General features: G+C 62.7%; 15 protein-coding genes, 1 other RNA gene and 1 riboswitch. Of the genes, 4 read left to right on the top strand and 12 right to left on the bottom strand.

What is annotated here, in order from left to right; all coding sequences use genetic code 11:
• Positions 1–105 precede the first annotated feature (105 nt).
• From FYJ85_RS01550 to FYJ85_RS01565, 4 genes are all read left to right on the top strand, one after another.
• Positions 106–2,244 carry a hypothetical protein gene (locus FYJ85_RS01550; protein WP_154416772.1) on the top strand — a complete coding sequence of 713 codons (2,139 nt, stop codon included), beginning with the start codon at positions 106–108 and terminating at the stop codon, positions 2,242–2,244.
• 193 nt (positions 2,245–2,437) lie between these two features.
• Positions 2,438–5,029 (top strand): hypothetical protein, encoded by a 2,592-nt coding sequence (locus FYJ85_RS01555; RefSeq protein ID WP_154416773.1) that lies wholly within the window; start codon positions 2,438–2,440, stop codon positions 5,027–5,029.
• On the top strand, positions 5,026–6,039 hold the full coding sequence (locus tag FYJ85_RS01560; RefSeq protein ID WP_154416774.1) for a LacI family DNA-binding transcriptional regulator: 1,014 nt from the start codon (positions 5,026–5,028) through the stop codon (positions 6,037–6,039). Before FYJ85_RS01555 ends, FYJ85_RS01560 begins: the two co-directional genes overlap by 4 nt.
• Before the next feature lie 17 nt (positions 6,040–6,056).
• On the top strand, positions 6,057–6,785 hold the full coding sequence (locus tag FYJ85_RS01565) for a type II secretion system protein (RefSeq protein ID WP_154416775.1): 729 nt from the start codon (positions 6,057–6,059) through the stop codon (positions 6,783–6,785).
• A 26-nt stretch (positions 6,786–6,811) separates the two neighbouring features.
• On the opposite strand, the gene ribB is transcribed toward FYJ85_RS01565, so the two are convergent.
• The 12 genes from ribB to accD all read right to left on the bottom strand — a co-directional run bounded on the left by ribB (position 6,812) and on the right by accD (position 18,294).
• Positions 6,812–7,414, bottom strand: coding sequence for a 3,4-dihydroxy-2-butanone-4-phosphate synthase (gene ribB, locus FYJ85_RS01570; protein ID WP_106053251.1), 603 nt, complete (start codon positions 7,412–7,414; stop codon positions 6,812–6,814).
• Between the two features lie 116 nt (positions 7,415–7,530).
• A riboswitch (FMN riboswitch) is annotated at positions 7,531–7,653 on the bottom strand.
• Between the two features lie 30 nt (positions 7,654–7,683).
• Positions 7,684–7,863, bottom strand: a complete 180-nt coding sequence (locus FYJ85_RS01575; RefSeq protein ID WP_154416776.1) for a hypothetical protein — start codon at positions 7,861–7,863, stop codon at positions 7,684–7,686.
• Complete coding sequence (locus tag FYJ85_RS01580; protein WP_106053252.1) at positions 7,850–8,257, bottom strand: hypothetical protein; 408 nt, start codon at positions 8,255–8,257, stop codon at positions 7,850–7,852. The genes FYJ85_RS01575 and FYJ85_RS01580 overlap by 14 nt, the downstream gene beginning before the upstream one ends.
• Positions 8,254–8,604, bottom strand: coding sequence for a hypothetical protein (locus tag FYJ85_RS01585; protein WP_106053253.1), 351 nt, complete (start codon positions 8,602–8,604; stop codon positions 8,254–8,256). The genes FYJ85_RS01580 and FYJ85_RS01585 overlap by 4 nt, the downstream gene beginning before the upstream one ends.
• Complete coding sequence (locus FYJ85_RS01590) at positions 8,601–9,710, bottom strand: aminomethyl transferase family protein (RefSeq protein ID WP_154416777.1); 1,110 nt, start codon at positions 9,708–9,710, stop codon at positions 8,601–8,603. The genes FYJ85_RS01585 and FYJ85_RS01590 overlap by 4 nt, the downstream gene beginning before the upstream one ends.
• Positions 9,711–9,712: 2 nt before the next feature.
• Complete coding sequence (gene rpe, locus FYJ85_RS01595) at positions 9,713–10,420, bottom strand: ribulose-phosphate 3-epimerase (protein ID WP_106055707.1); 708 nt, start codon at positions 10,418–10,420, stop codon at positions 9,713–9,715.
• Positions 10,421–10,704: 284 nt separating this feature from the next.
• Positions 10,705–13,533 carry a discoidin domain-containing protein gene (locus FYJ85_RS01600; RefSeq protein WP_106053255.1) on the bottom strand — a complete coding sequence of 943 codons (2,829 nt, stop codon included), beginning with the start codon at positions 13,531–13,533 and terminating at the stop codon, positions 10,705–10,707.
• A 123-nt stretch (positions 13,534–13,656) separates the two neighbouring features.
• A complete protein-coding gene (gene dnaX, locus FYJ85_RS01605) occupies positions 13,657–15,498 on the bottom strand; it encodes a DNA polymerase III subunit gamma/tau (protein ID WP_154416778.1) in 1,842 nt (613 codons plus the stop codon).
• Positions 15,495–16,280 (bottom strand): ribonuclease PH, encoded by a 786-nt coding sequence (gene rph, locus FYJ85_RS01610; protein WP_106053257.1) that lies wholly within the window; start codon positions 16,278–16,280, stop codon positions 15,495–15,497. Before rph ends, dnaX begins: the two co-directional genes overlap by 4 nt.
• Before the next feature lie 151 nt (positions 16,281–16,431).
• The gene (locus FYJ85_RS01615) at positions 16,432–17,169 is read right to left on the bottom strand and encodes a type II secretion system protein (protein ID WP_106053258.1); all 738 of its coding nucleotides are present in this window, start codon (positions 17,167–17,169) and stop codon (positions 16,432–16,434) included.
• Positions 17,170–17,304: 135 nt separating this feature from the next.
• Positions 17,305–17,403: signal recognition particle sRNA small type (gene ffs / locus FYJ85_RS01620), an RNA gene on the bottom strand.
• Positions 17,404–17,445: 42 nt separating this feature from the next.
• Complete coding sequence (gene accD, locus FYJ85_RS01625) at positions 17,446–18,294, bottom strand: acetyl-CoA carboxylase, carboxyltransferase subunit beta (protein ID WP_106053259.1); 849 nt, start codon at positions 18,292–18,294, stop codon at positions 17,446–17,448.
• Between the last annotated feature and the right edge of the window lie 83 nt (positions 18,295–18,377).

Here is an 18,377-nt window from a genome sequence, read left to right on the forward strand (position 1 = left end):
CAGAATATACCGAACGCAGGATAAATATTCATGCAAACAGGAGAATCCGCCATTCCAAACCCGGAAAATCCCTCTATATTATATTAAAACGAAAGGATCGACAACATGCCGAAAATCACCTCTTCCCGTTACATCGAAGCCATGACCCCGTGGCTGGACAAACTGCCCGAATACCTGCGGCAGTGCGAGTTTGATCCGTCCCTCTCCTGCTACGGCACCGGCGAAAGCGCCCACTGGCCGACCCAGAGCAACTGCAATGTCTTCGCGGCGCTGGCCGTGCTCTCCGAAGCGCCGGAACTGCCGGAGAAGCAGCGTCTCGAACTGCGCGGCACCGCGCTCTCCCTTCTGCGCTATGCGATGGCGACTCATGTGACCGGCCGCATCCCGGCAACCGACGGCAAATCGTGGGGACACCACTGGATCAGCGTGCTCGGACTCGAACGCATGAGCCACGGCGTCAATGCGATCCGCGAACACCTGACGGAGGGGGATTGCACCGCCCTGCGGAACCTCATGATCTCCGAATCGGACTGGCTGCTCGACGAATATCCGGTCGAGGCCGACATGCTCGGCAACTCCGGCAGGAACAAGCCCGAATCGAACATCTGGAACGGCGGCATCCTGCTGCGCACCGCGCTCGATTATCCGGACGCCCCGCGCGCCGCGGAATACCGCGAAAAAGCGACGAAATTCCTGCTGAACGGCCTGTCGCATCCGCTCGACGCGGCGGACGAAACCCGCTACAACGGCAGGCCGGCCCGCGAATATCATGTCGGCTTCAACTTCACGCCGAACTGGTCGCTCGATCACCACTGGTACCTGAACGTCGGCTACATGGTGATCTGCCTGTCGAACCTCGCCATGCTGCATTTCTACTGCCGGGAACGCGGCTTTGAGCCGCCGCCGGAGCTCTACCGCCACGCGGACGACCTCTGGCGGCTGGTCAAGGCGTGCACGTTCCGCGACGGGAGGCTGCTGCGGATCGGCGGCGACACCCGCGCCCGTTACACCTACTGCCAGAACTACGCAATCCCGATGTGGCTCTTTGCGGCCGACGCGCTCGGCGATCGGGATGCGGCGGAATTTGAAAAAGGGTGGCTCGACATCGTCCGCCGCGAAGCTGCCGCGAACGGCGACGGCGGCTTTTACAGCCGCCGCCTCGCGCAGATCGCGGGCGTCAGCTACTACTACTTCACCCGGCTCGAATCCGACGCGGTGCTCTGCCTCTCCTACGGCGCCTACTGGCGGCGGAAGTTCGCGCTGCCGGACGATTCTCCGGAATTCCCGGTCAACCCGCCCTTCTCCTGGCAGGACGAATACCACGGCGCGACTTTTCTGCGCGACGGAAACGCAGCGCGTTCGTTCGTCTGGCACGCCGCGCAGGGGCCGGCGGGCGTCTGCGTCCCGGCCGACCGCAGCGACATGGCGGAGTGGCAGAACAACCTGCGCGGAGAGATCCGCTCAAGCTGCACGCCGCAATCGACCCACGGCCGCAGCAGCCACACGCTGTTCCCGGGCGGTTTCCTGAACAGCGGCGTCTCGGAGTGGGAGGAGCGCAATCCGCAGGGGGAAGGCGAAGGCGTCTACGCCTATGCGCGCCACCGGACCGCCTGCGCCGCGCTGCCGGACGGAAAAACCATGCTGTTTCTCGAGTACGCCGTCATGACCAAGGAGGCGACCATCGACGAAATCAAGGGAATGAGCCTCAAAATGCCGAACGACCTCTTCAACGGAGGAAAGCGCGTCTACCGTGCGCCGGGAAACGTCGAAATCGAACTGCCCGGGAACCCGGGAAGCACGGATTCCCGCACCGTCTCCTCCGACCGTCTCTCGATCGACGGCGCGCTGAACGTCTACAGCCTGTACGGCAGCGACACGCTGACCATCCGCCGCCCCGCGTCGCGCGAGATCGTGATTCACCGCAAAAACGGTCCGTGGATGTATTCGCTCTACGCCGATGAAATCTGCAACACTTATCGAAGCGGCTGCGGCCGGGTCCGACCCGGAACCGTCGTCCTCGACGGCGGTTACGCCGTCGCGGCGGGCGGGGAACTCGAAACGCCGGTTTTCCGGCGTCTCCCGCAGAACGGCCTGCTCCGCATGGTCGAGTTCCGGAACGAATCCGGCCGCTGGCTCTTCGCGGCGAACTTCGGGGAAGAGGCCGCCGCCCCGCAGCTCCCCGCCGGAGCAGCGCTCCTCGCCGGTTCGCTCAAGCCCGGCCGCGCGGCCCTCTGGCAACTCTGAAGCCGCCGGACCGGGAGCGGCGCTCCGCAAACGGGCCTCTCCCGGTCTCCCGGCCGATTCTCCCCGTGAAAGCCCGGCTTTAGCAATTTTTTGCTATTTTTTTATTTTCCTTCTTGCCTTTGCCGCCGATTTGTAATATAATATTATTAGCAAATAATTGCTAAAACATATAATCAGCCCGGAGGGATGCTTCTTGAGACAGCTTTTCACATGCGGGATCCTGCTCTGCGCCGCACAGCTCGCCCTGAATGCCGCCGCCGTGCCGGAGGGGTATTACCCCTTCCCGCTCAAGTGGGACGACAATCAGTTCGGCACGGCGACCGACGTATCGTTCCTCAACCACAAGCCGGCGGGTGCCCACGGGCGCGTCATCGTCAAAGACGGCCGTTTCCGCACTTCCGGCAACAACGAACCGATCCGCTTTCTCGGCATCGGCATCGGCGGCGACGGTGTTTTCGAGCTTGACCGCGATGCGGCGGAAAAGGTTGCGGCACGGCTGGCTAAAAACGGCGTCAACATCGTCCGCTTTCACAACCTCGACGGCAGCGACCGCGACCGCGACACGCTGATCGACTTCAGCCGGCCCGGTTCCTGCCACTTCAATCCGGAACATCTCGACCGGCTCGACTACTTCATCGCCCAGCTCAAAAAGCAGGGAATCTATCTTGTGATGGGGCTCAAAGTCAACCGCACGCTGCTGCCGGCCGACGGCGCGCCCGCCGGGACCAGGCTCGGCAAACGGACCGACCGCTTTGCGAAAGCCTGGATCGATTCGCAGAAACAATGGGCGCGCCGGCTCCTCACGCATGTCAATCCCTACACAGGCACCACGCTGGCCGACGATCCGGCCGTGGTCAGCGTCGAACTCAACAACGAAAGCTCGCTGCTTTTCGAAAACCTGAACTGGATCGCCGGACTCCACCCCGAACTGCTCCGGGAACTGACCGGACTCTGGAACGACTGGCTGCTTGAAAAATACGGTTCGGACCGGACGCTGGAGGCCGCATGGAGCAAAGGCGCCGCATCTGCCGGCAACTCGCTGCTCCGCTCCGCAAGCCGATGGCATTTCGAGCATCAGGAGAACCTGAAAGAGATCTGCCCGAACTCCGCCGCCGGCAGCGGCGCCTCCGTCGAAACCGTCGTTCTCAGCCGCAATGATCAGGACTGGAAAACCCAGCTCCAACTGCCGGGGCTCACTCTGGAGGACGGCTGCGATTATACCCTTGAATTCGAGGCTTCCGCCGACAGACCGGGCAACGTCCGGGTGGTCTCTTCGCTGGACAAAAGCGACTGGCGGAACTGCGGACTGGACGAAGCGTTCCACATCGGCCCGGAACCGCGCAAGTTCCGTTTCTGCTTCACGGCCGGGAATACGGAACGCGGCCACGTGCGCATCTCGTTCGGCGTCGGCCATGCGCCCGGCCGCGTGCGCTTCAGCGGCATTACGCTCGTTCCCGGAGCGAGATTCGACGGTCTCCACGGCAAATCGCTCGCCGCGAAATCGGTTTCTCTGCCGCTTTCCGGCAACGCCGCCCAGCTCCGCGACCGGTTCGAATTCATGGTCGATCTCGACCGCCGTTACGCCGACATCATGCTCGATTTCCTGCGGAATGAGCTCAAGCTGCAATCCCTGGCGGTCGATACGCAGATCGACTGGGGCGGCCTCTCCGGCCTGAAACGTGAGGAGCGCATGGACTACGTCGATGTCCACGCCTACTGGGGACACCCCGAATTTACCGGCGGCTCGTGGGAGTTCAAACCCGGCAAATGGAAAATCCATAATGCGCCGCAGTCCCCCCGGCTCATCACCGGCGAATGGTGCGCGCTCGAGCAGTTCAGCCGTTACAAACAGACCGGGAAGCCGCTCTCCGTCTCCGAACACGACTACCCCTACCCCAACGACTATGCCGTCGAAATGATGCCGCTCCTGGTCAGCATCGCGCTCCGGCAGGAGTGGGACATGCTCCATTTATTCATTCACGGAACCTTCAAAAGCCGCGGCAATTCCGAAGGAATCAGCCATATGTTCGACCAGACCAACCATCCGGGCAAAATCGGCTTTTTCCCGGCGGCGGCGCTGATCTTCCGGCAGGGGATGTTCGAGCCGGCCGGACGCAGAATCGAGATGCGGCTGCCGCGGAAGCCGTGGCTTCACTTCAACAACCGCTTCGACCGCGCCTGGGCCGTCTCCGGCGTCCGGCGCAATCTGCTCGACAGCCGCTGTTCGATCTCGCCGATGCCGCTCGACACCGATGAGGGAGCGGTCGCAGTCACCGTGGAGGCCGCCGAAAACGCGCCGCAGCCGATGCGCGCCTGGCAGGAGGGCGAACGCACCTTCTTCACCGCCCTCGCCGACCGCTGCGCCGTCATTACCGGCCATTTCGGCGGACATCCGGTGGAGCTCGGCGGCTTCAGGATCGACGCCGGAACCTTCCCGGGAAATTTCGGAGCGGCCGTCCTGGTCGCCCGGGACGGCAAAGCGCTGGCGGAGTCCTCCGAACTCCTGCTGACCATCGCCGGACGTTTTGAAAACAGCGGCGTGATCTGGAACGACGAGCGCAGCTCGACCCTGAACGAAACAAACACCTGGGGGCGGCCGCCGGTACTCGCCGCCGCATTGAACGCCGCCGTCGAACTGCCTGCCGACGCTCCGCGCAAAGTCTATGCGCTCGACAGCACCGGCAGGCGCACCGCCGAACTCCCGGCGGAATTCCGGGACGGCAAGCTCCGCTTCCGAATCCTGCCCGAACACAGAGCCATGCATTACGAGGTGAAAAAACCATGACGCGCACCAGTGCCAAAGGAATGCTTCAGAGCATCGCCGAACAGGCAGGCTGCTCCCCCTCCACCGTCAGCCGGGTCCTGAACGGCTGCAAAAAGGGATTTTCCGTGAAACGCGAACTGGAGGAACGGATTCTGGCAATCGCAAATTCGCTCGACTACCATCCCAACCCCTTCCTGCGGGTCATGCGCGCCAACGATTCGAAGATCATTGCGATCTTCGACCCGGCGACCAACTCCTCCGAGACGCTCCACAAAGCCAAGGCGGCCTTCATCGGATGCATCCGGCAGGCGGGCTATCTCGATACCGGCAAATACGTTTCGCTCTACAATCAGGAGTCGTACACCCTGCCTTTCCCGGTGGCGGCGGCGCTGCTTTTCGACATCAGCGACACTTCGTTCCTGGCGTTTCTGGAACGCCGGGAGATCCCCTACGTCGTCATCAACGGCATCTCGCGCGAAGGCGGAGCCGCCATCCGGCACGACGAAGCCCAGAATGTCCGGACGGCAATCGACTATCTGGCTGCGACAGGCCACCGCCGGATCGTCTACTATTACGGCTGCCGGCAGGAGGCACCGAGCCACCGCCATTTTTCAGCGGAACAACGTCCGGAATTCTTCCGTGAAAACCTTCGCCGCCTGAAACTGGAACTCCCGCCGGACGAATGGGCATTGCTCAAACCTGCGGCATTCCTGAAAACGGTGCGCGAAGAATTTTCCGCCGACGCGGTCGTCTGCTACGATCATGCCCGGACGCTTGCGATCCTGCGGGCGGCGGCGGAGCAGGAGGTCAGAATTCCGCAGGAGCTGAGCCTCCTTTCCCTCGACGACGAATACCCGCTCGACCAGCTTCCGGTGCCGGTGGCCGCGATTTCCGCCTCCTCCCGGAAAATGGGCGAGACCGCCGCCGAACTGCTGCTGAAGCTTCTCGACAACCGCCTGCCGCCGGAAGAACGCTGCGTAAAAGCAGCCGGCAGGCTCATGCGCCGAAAATCCGTAATCTGCCGTAATTGAAAGGAGGCTGCCTTACCATGAAATGCCGGAGATTCACCCTCATCGAACTGTTGGTGGTCATAGCGATCATCGTCATTCTGGCCGCCATGCTGCTCCCTGTGCTGAACCAGACGCGCGACCGGGCGCGCCAGATCAGCTGCCTGGGCGTCATCAAGCAGTATTCGCAGGCGACGATTCTCTATGCCGGCGACAACAACGACTATCCGGTGCCGCTTTACAACCTCTCCTGGGGCAATCTCTGGACCAACTACGTCGCGTTTTATCAAGCAGGCGGAATCAGTTACGATGTGACCCGGGTGCCGCATGAATACGGCTACGGCTATGTGGCGCGCGGCATGGTCTGCCCCGGAGCGATGTTCTCGCTGGAGAGCAGCCTGCCCTATGTACTGCTGAACGCCTCCTACGGCCGCAACGACCACGCTCCGTCCAACGGGAGTTATTACACGGTCAAGCTCGGAAAAATCAAGCGTCCCGCCGACAAGCTCGACTTCATGGACGCCACGGTTCACGGCGTCGCCTATCATTCGGCGCACCACGCCCGGTACCTGTCGCTGCTGGCGGTGAACGGCAAGGAGAGCTTCTGGGATACGGAACGGCGCGGCGTCGCCTACCGCCACCCGAACCAATCCGCGAACCTCAGCTTCTTCGACGGCCACGCCGCCAATCTGAACTGGCGCGAAATCCGGGATGAGGACGGCGGCTTCGGCGACGCGGCATTCCAGAAACACTGGCGGCTCGACGACTGATCCCGCCTCCCCCGCTCCCGGATGCGTCAACGCGAAAGATAGGCGGCGAGCGCTTCGACGCTGCCGATTCTGAGCTTGAATTCGCGGCAGAACGCCAGAAGCTCCGGAACCCGCGCCATCGTGCCGTCCGCGCTCAGGATTTCGCAGAGCACGCCGCCCGGCGGCAGCCCGGCCAGCCGGGCCAGGTCCACCGCCGCTTCGGTGTGTCCCGGGCGCTCAAGCACACCGCCCGGCCGCGCGATCAGCGGAAACACATGGCCCGGCGTGTAGAAGTCGTCAAGCGTGGCCGCCGGGTCCATGAGCCGGGCGACGGTTTCCGCCCGGTCGAAGGCCGAAACGCCGGTCGTGGTTCCCCGGACCGCATCGACGCTCTGCGTGAAGCAGGTGCAGCGCGGATCGTGGTTCCCGTCCGGCTGCGCCAGGCCGAGGCGCGCCGCGATTTCAGGCGCCAGCGGAACGCAGAAAAGTCCGCGGCCGTGCGTGACCATGAAGTTCACCACCCCGGCATCGGCATGCGAAGCGGCCGCGATCAGGTCGCCTTCGTTCTCCCGGTTCTCGTCATCGGTGATGACGACGATTTCGCCGCGGCCGTAAGCCGCGATCACCTCTTCGATCGGATCGAATCCCATCTCTCTTTCTCCTGTGGTTACCTGTTCCGGGCAGGAGGGGCCGATCGACAAAAAGCCCCCGGCGAACGATTCACCGGGGGCGGAACGACAACTTTGCGGAGCTGCCGCCCCGCTTCTCCTGTCCTCTCTCATCCAGACTTTACTGTCGGCACCGGAATTCCACCGGTTCGGCTTCCGTTTTGCGGAAGGTCGCGGGCTGTACCGCCGGTGGGGAATTGCACCCCGCCCCGAAGACGCTGCATATACTATACCGCCGGACCGGACCGTTGTCAAATCGCGGCGGAAACCATTTGAACTTCCGTCCGGCTGCATTCGCGCAGCCACCCGACGCAGAGCGGGCTCGCGCCGTTCTTCTTCCGCAGTCCCGGCGGCTTCAACACCGGCAAAGCCGCCGTCACCGGCAGGTGAATCCGGAACGGCATGACGGGAAACGCACTACTTCGCCGCATCCGACGGAACTTCGCCCCCGGCAGTCTCCGGACCGGCCTCCGGGGAGATCGCGGGCTCTTCCTGCTCGGGGAATCTCTCCGCGAGCAGGAAATAGCTGCCTTCGTCGTGCGCGAGATACTCTTCCAGCACGGCAGCCACCTTCTCCGCCGGTTCGTTCCGCAGAGCGCGAATCAAGGCTTCGCAGTTCTTCTTCGCCACCTGGTTCGCGTGGAACAAACTTCCCATCGCGCTGATCTGCACGAAGAGGATGATCAGCAGCGCGAAGTAGTTGAAACCGAGCAGCAGTTTCGTCCAGGGCGGCTGTTTCAGCCGGACGATGATCCAGACCGGAACAACCAGAAACACCATCATCAGAATCAGCAGATTCGCCAGAATAAGAATCGGAGAATTCATCGAGCCGCCTCCTTCACCGCCTCATACCAGAGCCGGTAGCGCGAACGCACGGTGGCGGCCTCGAACTCGTCGCCGGCCTCAAGTTTCTCCAATGCGTCGGCCAGCTCCTGCGGGTCCGCGCCCTCTGCCAGCGCGGCGCGGGTCGCCTCGACCGCCTGCGCCTCGGCCAGCCGCGCATAGTTGCGCTCGAGCTTGAAGTAAACCATCGACCAGGCGCCGAGCGACACGATGAAAAGCGTGCTTGCGATCCAGAGAAAATAGACATGTTTCCAGCGGCGGAAAAGCAGCGGCCAGCCCGGCAGCAGCACCAGTCCGAGCAGCACCAGAGGAAAAATCAACATCTTCATGGCAGGAAAAAATCTCCTTTCGCCGAGCCGCCGCGATAGAAAGGCGGTTCGGCAATCCGGCCCGGCAGCCGGGCATCGGTCACTTCACACCACAATTCAGACCCCGGAGGCTGCATGCACGCAAGATCGAGGCGGCACAGCGCAGCGGCGGTTTCGAGCGACGGGCAGAAACTGCCGCCGGTCACGACGCCGACCACCTCCTCCGCCGCATTCAGCACAAGCGTCCCCTCACGGGCGGCGCGCCGGGTTTCGAGCAGCAGCCCGGCCAGCACATGGCGCTGCTTCCGGTTCAGCAGCGCCTGCCGCCCCGGAAAGCTGCGCGCATCGTCGAGCCGGACAAGATCGCCGAGCCCGGAGTCGAGCGGCGAAAACTCCGCCGTCAGCTCGCGCCCGCAGGCCGGATACCCCATCTCGAGCCGCAGCGAATCGAGCGCGCCGAAACCGGCCGGCATGACCGGCTCCGTTTCGAGCAGCAGATCCCAGAGCTGATCCGCATATTCGAGATTGAACAGCAGCCGGAATCCCTCCTCGCCGGTCGCTCCGGCGCAGGCGGCGATCGCCCGGAATCCGTCGATTTCGACCGTGCCGCAGCAGCTGTATTCCGGCAGGGGACCGGCCGCGAACGATTCGAGCACCTTCCGCGCCTCCGGCCCCTCGAGCCCGAGGCAGGCCAGAAGCGGCGTCAGCTCCTGAACTTCGGCCTCCCTTCCGGCGATATGGGCGGAAATCCGCTCCAGGTCGCCGGCTGCGCTGCCGGTATCGGTAACCAGCAGAAAATCGTCCTCGGCCATCCGGAGCATCAGCACGAGAGAAAGAACGCCGCCTGTTTCGGAAAGCATGAAATTCCGGCGGCAGCGCCCGATTCCGAGATCAGCGGCCGGGCGCGCAAACAACGTGTCGAGCGCCGGCGCGGCCTCCTTTCCCGCCACGCGCAGCTTCCCGTAGGAGCAGAGGTCGAAAACCGAACAGGCCGAGCGCGTATGGCGATGCTCGGCGATGATGCCTTCCGGATAATAGAGCGCCGTATTCCAGCCCGCGCGCGGCGTCATTTTCGCGCCGAGCTCGATCTCATACCCGGTCAGCGGAGTTGTTTTCAGCGCCCCCATGTTCAGAGCTCCGAATCGAGCAGCGCCGTCGCGGCATGCAGCTCGGCGACAGCCGTTTCGATACCTGCGCGGTGGCGGAACACGCTGGTTCCGGCCACGATCATATTCGCGCCGTGGGCGGCAACCGTCTTCACCGTCTCCGCATCGATGCCGCCGTCCGCCTCGAGCTGGACATGGAGCCCGCGACGCAGAATTTCGCGCTTGATCGCGGCGCACTTCGCCATCTGGTCCGCCATGAAACTCTGGCCGCCGAAACCGGGTTCGACGGTCATGACCAGCACGAGGTCGATCCGGTCGAGCCACGGAAAAATCTCCTCAGCCGGCGTCGCGGGCTTCAGCGAAATCCCGACCGTGCAGCCGGCTTCGCGGATCGCGGCGATGACGTCGCCGGTCGGCTCCGGGCACTCGAGATGAAAAGTCAGGTGATCGCTGCCGGCATCGGCGAACGCCTTCGCATAGCGCATCGGCTCGGAGATCATCAGATGCGTATCGAACAGCATGCCGCTCGCTTTGCGGATGCTTTTGATGACCGGGGGACCGAACGAGATGTTCGGCACGAAGTGACCGTCCATCACATCGAGATGGATGACGTCGGCGCCGGCGGAAGCAGCGCGTGTGATCTCCTCGTCGAGACGCCCGAAATCGGAAGCCAGAACCGACGGCGACACGAGAATCCGATCGGTCGGCAGTTTGCGCAGGTCGTTGATCATAATATTCTCTTTCTTTTCTTCTTCATTCAAGAGGAGGCAACTCCCCCCGCTCCCCGGAGCGTAATGCACCCCTTGCGGAATCCGGTTGCGGGACCGCGCCCTCACGAATTCCGTCAGGGCCGGACGGCCTTGCCCCCGGAATGCCCCGGCCTCCGGACCGAGGAACTTCATTCAGAGAATATAACCGCTCGCCTCCCGCTTTTCAATTGCATCCGGCAGAAAACAAAAAAAACGCGGAAGCGGGGGGAAACCGCCGTATTCCTCCCCCGCTCCCGCACCCGTTTTCAGTTTCCGGTAAACTCCCCGGTGCTGATGGAGCCGCCGAGAACCGGATAAGGAGGAACCTTTTCGACGATCCGGCAGTCGGCCTGAACCGCCGGAAAATTCCCGTCGCGGTCCGTCACGACGATTTTGCCGCGCCACTCCTTCCGGAAGGAGGCGGGAGCCGTGAGCTCCATCCGCAGCAGCCGGCGCGACAGGGGCGGAACCTCATAGGCGAGCTCGGTCCTGTCCGCTTTCCACCCCTCCGGCAGCTCGACCGAAAGCGTGCCCCTGCGGGGAGTTCCGGTCGGGTTGGCCAGCGTGATGACCGCCTCCTGCGGCTTCCCGGCCGGGAAGCAGTAGAGCTCCGAACGGATCAGGATCTTGTGGCTGCGGAAATAACTCTTCGTCTTGTACAGCTCCGTCAGCTTCTCCGACGCGGTACGCGCTCCGGCGTTCGCCAGATCGGCGGCGGCGCGGTTGAGCCAGATATCCCGCGCAACGGCGTCGCCGTCGGAGTCGTACTGCATCGCGAACTGCACCTCTTTCTGGGCGCGCGAAGTCAGCCGCTCCGAGTCGAGCAGGACGCCGTTGTCGCCGGTGCGCGCCCGGATGGCCTCCCACTGCCCGGCAACCGCCCGGCGCAGCTCCTTTACCGTCGCGGGGGCGGAGACCTCCTCCTTCTCCCGGCGCGCAAGGCAGATTTCCAGATTGGTCAGCACATCGAGAACGAGATTCGTATCGTACAGCACATCGCTCTCCAGAGAACCGCGAAAGGCCGAAATGCGTTTCACCTCGGCCCGGACGGCGTCGATCAGGCCGCCCTTCTCCGCTTTGCGGAGCCGTTCCGCCGCGATCCTCGCCCACTCCCCGTTCTTCCGGGCGTGCTTTGCGAGGAAATCGAGCTGCGCGGCGGCGAGACGAACCACTGCTTCAGGCGCCGGGTCCCGGACGAAAACCGGATTGTCGAGCGACAGAACCGGCTGCTTCGCATCGAGCTCACGGCCGAACACATCGCGGACAACCGAATTGCGGGAGAGCGGCAGATCGATTTCTGCCGGCTCCGCGCTCTTCGAGAACAGCACGGCGACCGGTGTGCCGCCGTTCGCAAAGAGATAGGCCGTGACATCGCCGTTCTCCTCAAACCCGAGCGGGAGCGCGTCTCCGAGCTCCCGGATCATCGCCGCCATCGCCACGAGATTTTTATGCGGCCTGCCGTCGGAGTAGAGCGGCGCCCACAGGCTGCCGTTGTAGATGAAGGTCTTGCCGTTGCCCCAGACCCGGTGAGAAAGCAGCGACTCCATGAGCCGGTGGAACGGCTGGCCCGACGCGGCCGTCTCGGTCGACCACATCTCGAAATCCCGGCCGTAATTCCACATATTGGCGCGGTAGTTCTCAAGGCGGCCGTAATCCATCATGCCGTAGCTGTGATAGGACATGAGGTCGGCCCAGCGCAGATAGCCGAGCTCGAACATATCGCGCCCGAACTCCCTGAACGCGTACGGACTCTCCTTCAGCGCGGCCCCGGTGTCGGTCGGGTAAACCATGGCTTCCGGATCGGCCTTCTTCAGCGTCTCGTATGACTCGCGGAAAAGCTGCATCGCCTCGCCCGGCGTGCCGTGCAGCCCGCGCAGACGGTAGTAGCTCCACGCCTCGTTCCAGATTTCGTAAACCCGGAACGGAGAAGCCTTCGCAACCTTTCCGGCGAGCGGCTCCAGATAGAGCCGGCACCAGGCGCCGATGTCCGACGGCGGATAATACGAATAGATGCTGTCACGCCCCGAACTGACCGGTTCGCCGGGCAGCACGGTCGAATATTTCCGCGGAGCGCCGAGCAGCACCGCACACTCGCGGATCCGGTTCGCACGGACCTCGGCAAGTCGCTCGTCAAGCTCGCTCCAGTCGGCATTGCCCTGCTCGTCCATATTGTTGTTCCAGCGGCCGTAGACATCGTGATTCCGCCACCAGTAGAGCCCGACGTAATCGATCAGGGCCGGATGCATGTGATAATAGTGGGCGGCGAACGGCGAAGCGGTCTTGTAGGCCGGATTCGACGGCGGGAAATAGAAGAAGGGCTCGGTCTGCGAAAGAACCGTCGTGCCGTCCTCATCGGTCAGCACGATCTCGTACTCGTAAGCGCCGAACGTCTTCGGAACCGGCAGCCGGAAGGTTTGAGCGCCCTTGAGTTCGACCGTCCGGTTCTCCTGCACCGATTCGGCGGCGGGGCGGCCCGCTTCGGCCTTCAGCCCGAGCCGGAGATTCAGCCGGACCGGCGACTTCTCATGGCAGTAGAGGGTGACGCTTCTCGCCTCACCCTCTTCCAGAAAGCCGTTGCCTCGGGTCGGGCTCATCGACAGCTCGAGCGCATGCGGCGCACATTCGGCGGAAAACTCGTAAAGCCGCACCATCGAATCCGGAATCTGTTTGCGGAAGACGACCCGGAGCGCCGAAACCTCCCGCTCCGGAAACACCAGCCGCGGCGCCACCGCCCGGTTGCCGCGCACCTCGCGCAGCGTGACCCACTTGCCGTCAACCCTGCCTTCGATATCGAAATCGAGCGAAACATGGGTGTCGGTCCAGAAAACCAGCGTCACAGCATTGACCTTGCGCGGTGCGTCGTACTCCGCCATGATCCAGTGCTCGCCGGATTCGGCACTGCTGACCCAGCGGCTCAGTTTGTCGGTACGGTCGCCGTCGGCCGCCTTGTCCGCCGTATACTTGTAGAAGACGGAATCGGCGGAGAGCTTCGTACCGGGCAGGCGGTTCAGATTTTCCGCCTCCTTCCCTCCATCCGCGGCGGACAGGACAAACGAGGCGCACATACAACCCAGCAGAACCATTTGTTTCATCATCGGCAGAATCTCCCTGTTCATTCCCGAAAGTGCATGAGAAGTTATCAGCAATTATACAGAACTTCAGGGCAAAGATCAAGCCGTTTCGCCGATTTTCGATGAAACAAAATGTTCCAGACGGAGTTACTCTCCCTCCGGCCTGTGAATGTCGACGACCTTCCCGCCGAAAAGATCGACGATCTCATGGACGGTCGGATCGTTCAACGCCTCTTCCAGCGCCCTGGGATTGTCGTTCGCAATGCTGCGGCGCTTTTTGCGGCCGGGTTTCGTTTCGGGCGCGAGATGCTCGTCATCGCTCTTCGGGAGAACCGGGGCGGAAACCGGAACCAGCACCGTTTCGCCCGTGTTCGGGTCGAATACCGGCTGCATCTCCGCCGCAGGCATCAGGGAGGCCTCCAGCTCCGCATAGTCCGGCTCCGGCGCTTCCGCAACCGGCGGCGACGCGGGGGCGGGCTCCGGCTTCGGCATCTCCACAACCGCCGGCTTTGCTTCCGGCGCGGCTTCCGGTTTCGGCGCTTCCGCAACCGGCGGCGACGCGGGGGCGGGCTCCGGCTTCGGCATCTCCACAACCGCCGGCTTTGCTTCCGGCGCGGCTTCCGGTTTCGGCACTTCCGCGACCGGGGCCGCCGGGGCAGGTTCCGGCTTCGGCATCTCCTTTACTTCCGGTTTCGACACTTCCGCGACCAGGGCCGCCGGGGCGGGCTCCGGCTTCGGCATTTCCGCGGCCGGTTTCAACGGTTCGATGACCACGACCTCCGGAGCCGCGGGCTTGACCTCGCCCGGCAGCTGATCGAGAAACTTCAGTTCACCCGCCGTGCGCAGCTGGTTCAGTCGTGCCAGAAGGTCGTTGATCCGCACCGCATGCGCTTCACGCATCGCCTTGAGCAGAATCGTTTCGAGATAGACCTGCTTATTCAGCGCATCGTGCAGTACGCGCCCGACCGGAGCAATCGTCTCAAGCAGAATCTGGATCGTATCGGGCCGCACCAGCTTCGCCAACTTGCGGAAACGCTCGATCGATTCGGCCGACTCGTTCAGCAGATCGCCCGGGTCCGGCAGAATCGCGCAGAGCTGAACCGCCCGCAGCGCATCGAGCAGATCGTCGAAAAGCGTCTCAAGGTTTTTGCCCTTCTTCGCCAGGCGGCCGATCACCTTGACGACTTCTGCCGGCTGGTTCCGCAGCATGCCGAGCAGAATCGTATCGAGATCGGCGCGGTCGGTCAGGCCGAACAGCGAAAGGACCTGCTCGCCCGTGATCGCCGTGCTGTCTCCCTGCGCGAAAAATGCGATCATCTGGTCCAGCAGCGACTGCGCGTCGCGCATGCCGCCTTCGGCGGCGCGGGCGATCGCATTGACCGCCTCGTCGTTGATCGCGACTCCCTCGCGGTCCGCGATCAGCCGCAGCCGTTCCGCAATCTGCCGGGTCGGAATCGGCAGCAGGTCGAAGCGCTGGCAGCGCGAAATGATCGTCTTCAGGACCTTGTGAACCTCGGTCGTCGCAAAGATGAACTTCACATGCGCCGGAGGTTCCTCGACCGTCTTCAGAAGTGCGTTCCACGCCTGCGCGGTCAGCATATGAACTTCGTCGATGATGTAAATCTTATAGCGCCCGGCCACCGGCTGGTGCATGACGTCTTCGGCCAGCTCGCGCATATCCGCCGCCGAATTGCGGCTGGCGGCGTCGATCTCGATCACGTCGAGGCTACTTTCCTCCATAACGGCGCGGCACGAGACGCACTTGCAGCACGGCTCGCCGTCCTGCGGGTCGAGACAGTTCATCGCCTTGGCGAAAATCCGGGCGAGCGTGGTTTTTCCGACGCCGCGCGGACCGACGAACAGATAGGCATGGGCGGTCCGCTGCTGACGGATCGCGTTCCGGAGCGTGCGCACGACATGCTCCTGCCCGACCACGTCGGAGAAACACTGCGGCCGCCACTTCCGGGCGATTACCTGGTATTCACTCATAACTGAAACTCCCCGAATAGATCGCCGGTCGCCTCGGCCGCGGTCAGCGGCGCCGTGACGGAATCGACGATTTCGTTCTGAATCCGGAATATCTTCTTCAGGCCGTGCTCGGCCAGATCGATCAGTTCATTCAGCTGCGCCCGGGAGAACGGGGCGCCCTCAGCGGTCCCCTGCACCTCGACGAGCTTGCCGGACTCGGTCATCACGACATTCATGTCGACCTCCGCTTTCGAATCCTCTTCGTAGCAGAGATCGAGCATCGGCACGCCGCCGACGATGCCGACACTGACGGCGGCGACATTTTCGCGGAGCGGACAGCCCGCGAAATGCTTCCTGCCCCAGTCGCTGCGGCAGGCCAGTGCAAGCGCGACGGCCGAACCGGTGATGCTCGCGGTGCGGGTGCCGCCGTCGGCGTCGATCACGTCGCAGTCCACGCTGGCGGTGTTCTCGCCGAGCTCATTCAGGTCGACCACGGCGCGGAGCGAACGGCCGATCAGCCGCTGGATCTCCATCGTGCGCCCGCCCTGCTTGCCGGAGGAGGCTTCGCGCCGCATCCGCTCGTGGGTCGAAGCCGGCAGCATGCCGTATTCGCAGGTGACCCACCCGCCCGGCACCTTCTGCGCCTTCATCCAGGGAGGAACCTTCGCCTCGACGCTGACGGCGCAGATAACCTTGGTCCCGCCGCATTCGATCAGCACGGAAGCAAGCGGGTGAGCCAGATAATTCGGTCGGATAACAAGATTGCGAAGCTCATCCGGAGCACGGCCGTCGATGCGTGTCATAAGAAAAAAAGTCTCCCAGCAGTCAAATAAGTGAATCAATCAAGCGTGACGGTAAATATATTGCCACCCGGCCGTTTTTACAAACTCCCGGCGTGAAAACGGACAAAAAAACCCTCCCGGTTTTCCGGAAGGGCGGGAGGGCGCGCCGGAGTTATTTCAGGAAGCCCGAGCCGAGCGTTCCGCTGTTCTGCTTCACATACCGCCACTGCAGCGACTCGACGTGCCCGTCGAAAAACGAGTGATTCGCGGAGTCGCCGTGCCGGTAGGCGATGGTGCCCTTTCCGTCGCCGATCCCCTCGCCTCCGTTAAAATAGCCGTTGGCGGCGGCCGGGTCCGGCGTCCAGGTCAGGCTGTCGAGCGCGTCCTTCCAGAAGGAAGCTGTCGTCGGACGCCTGATCTGCGTCAGCTTGAAGACCCGCTTGCCCGGATCGGTCGCGCCCGGATGGTCGGCGGCCCACAGGTCGTTGTACGAATATCCGTAGCTCCGTTTCGGGAAACCGTGGCCGTTCAGAAGCTTGCCCCTGGCAAAGTCGGAGACGCCGAGCACAGCGTCCGATTTCGGGCACATGAGCCCGAGCGGATAGAGTCCGTCGGTGTTTCCCGAAGCCACTTCCTCGACTTTGCCGATGCCGAGCAGCGACCGGAAAGCGTCGTTCCGGTAATAGCTGCCGAATCCCAGCGCACCGTCGCACGGAACCCACCAGTCCTGATAATTCGAGGCGTAAAGCGCGGCGGCGCTGCCGTACTGCTTGAGCACATTCGTGCAGGTGATCCGCTTTGCCGAGTCCCGCGCCTGATTCAATGCGGGCAGCAGCATCGAAGCGAGAATCGCGATGATCGCGATCACAACCAGAAGCTCAATCAGGGTAAAACGTGCTTTCTTCATCATTTTCAGTCCTTTATGCTGATGATTTCCCGCAGAATCGACTTAACATGATAACCGAGTCTATCTCAGTATAATTTTCGAAACGGCAAAAATCAAGCGGAGAAAGCGAGAATCGGAAATCTTTTCAAAAAAGAGTCGCCGGGTCAGATGATCCGTGGCTTGTCAAAAGCATGTATTGAGCTGCTTGGTTCCCCACCTGACTCGGTATACCCATTTGACAACGCACGAGGTCCAACCCGGCGACAAAAATCGTATCGTGTTTTATAGTATATCCCGCTTTCAGAAAATTTCAAGCAGGAGTTCAAGTTCTTTTTTCAAATTCTTGCGTTCGACAACCCGGTCGACCAGCCCCTTCTCGAGCAGGAATTCGGCCGTCTGGAATCCCTCCGGCAGCTTTGAATTGGTCGTCTCCTGAATCACGCGCGGACCGGCGAAACCGATCATCGCGCCCGGCTCGGCCAGAATCACATCGCCGACCGCCGCGAAACTCGCGGTCACGCCGCCGTAAGTCGGATTGGTCAGCACCGCGAAATACGGCAGCCCCGCCTCGCTGTGCCGCGAAAGCGCGCCGCAGGTTTTCGGCATCTGCATCAGACTCAGAATCCCCTCCTGCATGCGGGCGCCGCCCGAGGCGGTCACCAGCACGACCGGCGCCTTTGCGGCCGTGGCGGCCTCGACCAGCCGCGCGATCTTCTCGCCGACCACCGAACCCATCGAGGCGCCCATGAAACGGAAATCCATCACGCCGAGCATGAAGGGGTGTCCGCCGAGCGTCGCCGATCCGCAGACGATCGCATCCTTCAAGCCGGTTTTCTTCTCGCTTTCGACCAGCCGGTCGCCGTAGGACTTGCTGTCGACGAACTGCAGCGGGTCGACGCTGCGCAGATCCGCATCCATCTCCGTGAAGCTGTCCGCATCGGTCAGGGACTTGATCCGGGCCGGGGCGTTCATCGGCAGATGGCAGTTGCAATACCAGCAGACCTGAAGATTGTCCTCCAGCCGGTCGGTGTAGAGCGTCTGACCGCAACTTCTGCATTTGACCCACGAACCGTCAGGAATAATCATTTTACGTTCTCCGTTGGTGGGCATCCGCAAGGTGGAATACTTTCCGCTGCTGAATAATGACATAAAAGTTTATAACTCCAGTTAACCACAACTCGTTACGGGCCGGTTCAAACGTCCGCCACCATAGAAAATCAACGCCATATCAT

Origin of the sequence: Victivallis lenta (assembly GCF_009695545.1) — a bacterium.
Taxonomy (GTDB): Bacteria; Verrucomicrobiota; Lentisphaeria; order Victivallales; family Victivallaceae; genus Victivallis; species Victivallis lenta.

Bases quoted from the DNA above. Each gene is read 5' to 3' on its own strand.
- FYJ85_RS01550 (WP_154416772.1), top strand. From the start codon at position 106: ATGCCGAAAATCACCTCTTCCCGTTACATCGAAGCCATGACCCCGTGG.
- FYJ85_RS01560 (WP_154416774.1), top strand. From the start codon at position 5,026: ATGACGCGCACCAGTGCCAAAGGAATGCTTCAGAGCATCGCCGAACAG.
- FYJ85_RS01565 (WP_154416775.1), top strand. From the start codon at position 6,057: ATGAAATGCCGGAGATTCACCCTCATCGAACTGTTGGTGGTCATAGCG.
- ribB (WP_106053251.1), bottom strand. From the start codon at position 7,414: ATGGGATTCGATCCGATCGAAGAGGTGATCGCGGCTTACGGCCGCGGC.
- FYJ85_RS01575 (WP_154416776.1), bottom strand. From the start codon at position 7,863: ATGCGGCGAAGTAGTGCGTTTCCCGTCATGCCGTTCCGGATTCACCTG.
- FYJ85_RS01580 (WP_106053252.1), bottom strand. From the start codon at position 8,257: ATGAATTCTCCGATTCTTATTCTGGCGAATCTGCTGATTCTGATGATG.
- FYJ85_RS01585 (WP_106053253.1), bottom strand. From the start codon at position 8,604: ATGAAGATGTTGATTTTTCCTCTGGTGCTGCTCGGACTGGTGCTGCTG.
- FYJ85_RS01590 (WP_154416777.1), bottom strand. From the start codon at position 9,710: ATGGGGGCGCTGAAAACAACTCCGCTGACCGGGTATGAGATCGAGCTC.
- rpe (WP_106055707.1), bottom strand. From the start codon at position 10,420: ATGATCAACGACCTGCGCAAACTGCCGACCGATCGGATTCTCGTGTCG.
- FYJ85_RS01600 (WP_106053255.1), bottom strand. From the start codon at position 13,533: ATGATGAAACAAATGGTTCTGCTGGGTTGTATGTGCGCCTCGTTTGTC.
- dnaX (WP_154416778.1), bottom strand. From the start codon at position 15,498: ATGAGTGAATACCAGGTAATCGCCCGGAAGTGGCGGCCGCAGTGTTTC.
- rph (WP_106053257.1), bottom strand. From the start codon at position 16,280: ATGACACGCATCGACGGCCGTGCTCCGGATGAGCTTCGCAATCTTGTT.
- FYJ85_RS01615 (WP_106053258.1), bottom strand. From the start codon at position 17,169: ATGATGAAGAAAGCACGTTTTACCCTGATTGAGCTTCTGGTTGTGATC.
- accD (WP_106053259.1), bottom strand. From the start codon at position 18,294: ATGTCATTATTCAGCAGCGGAAAGTATTCCACCTTGCGGATGCCCACC.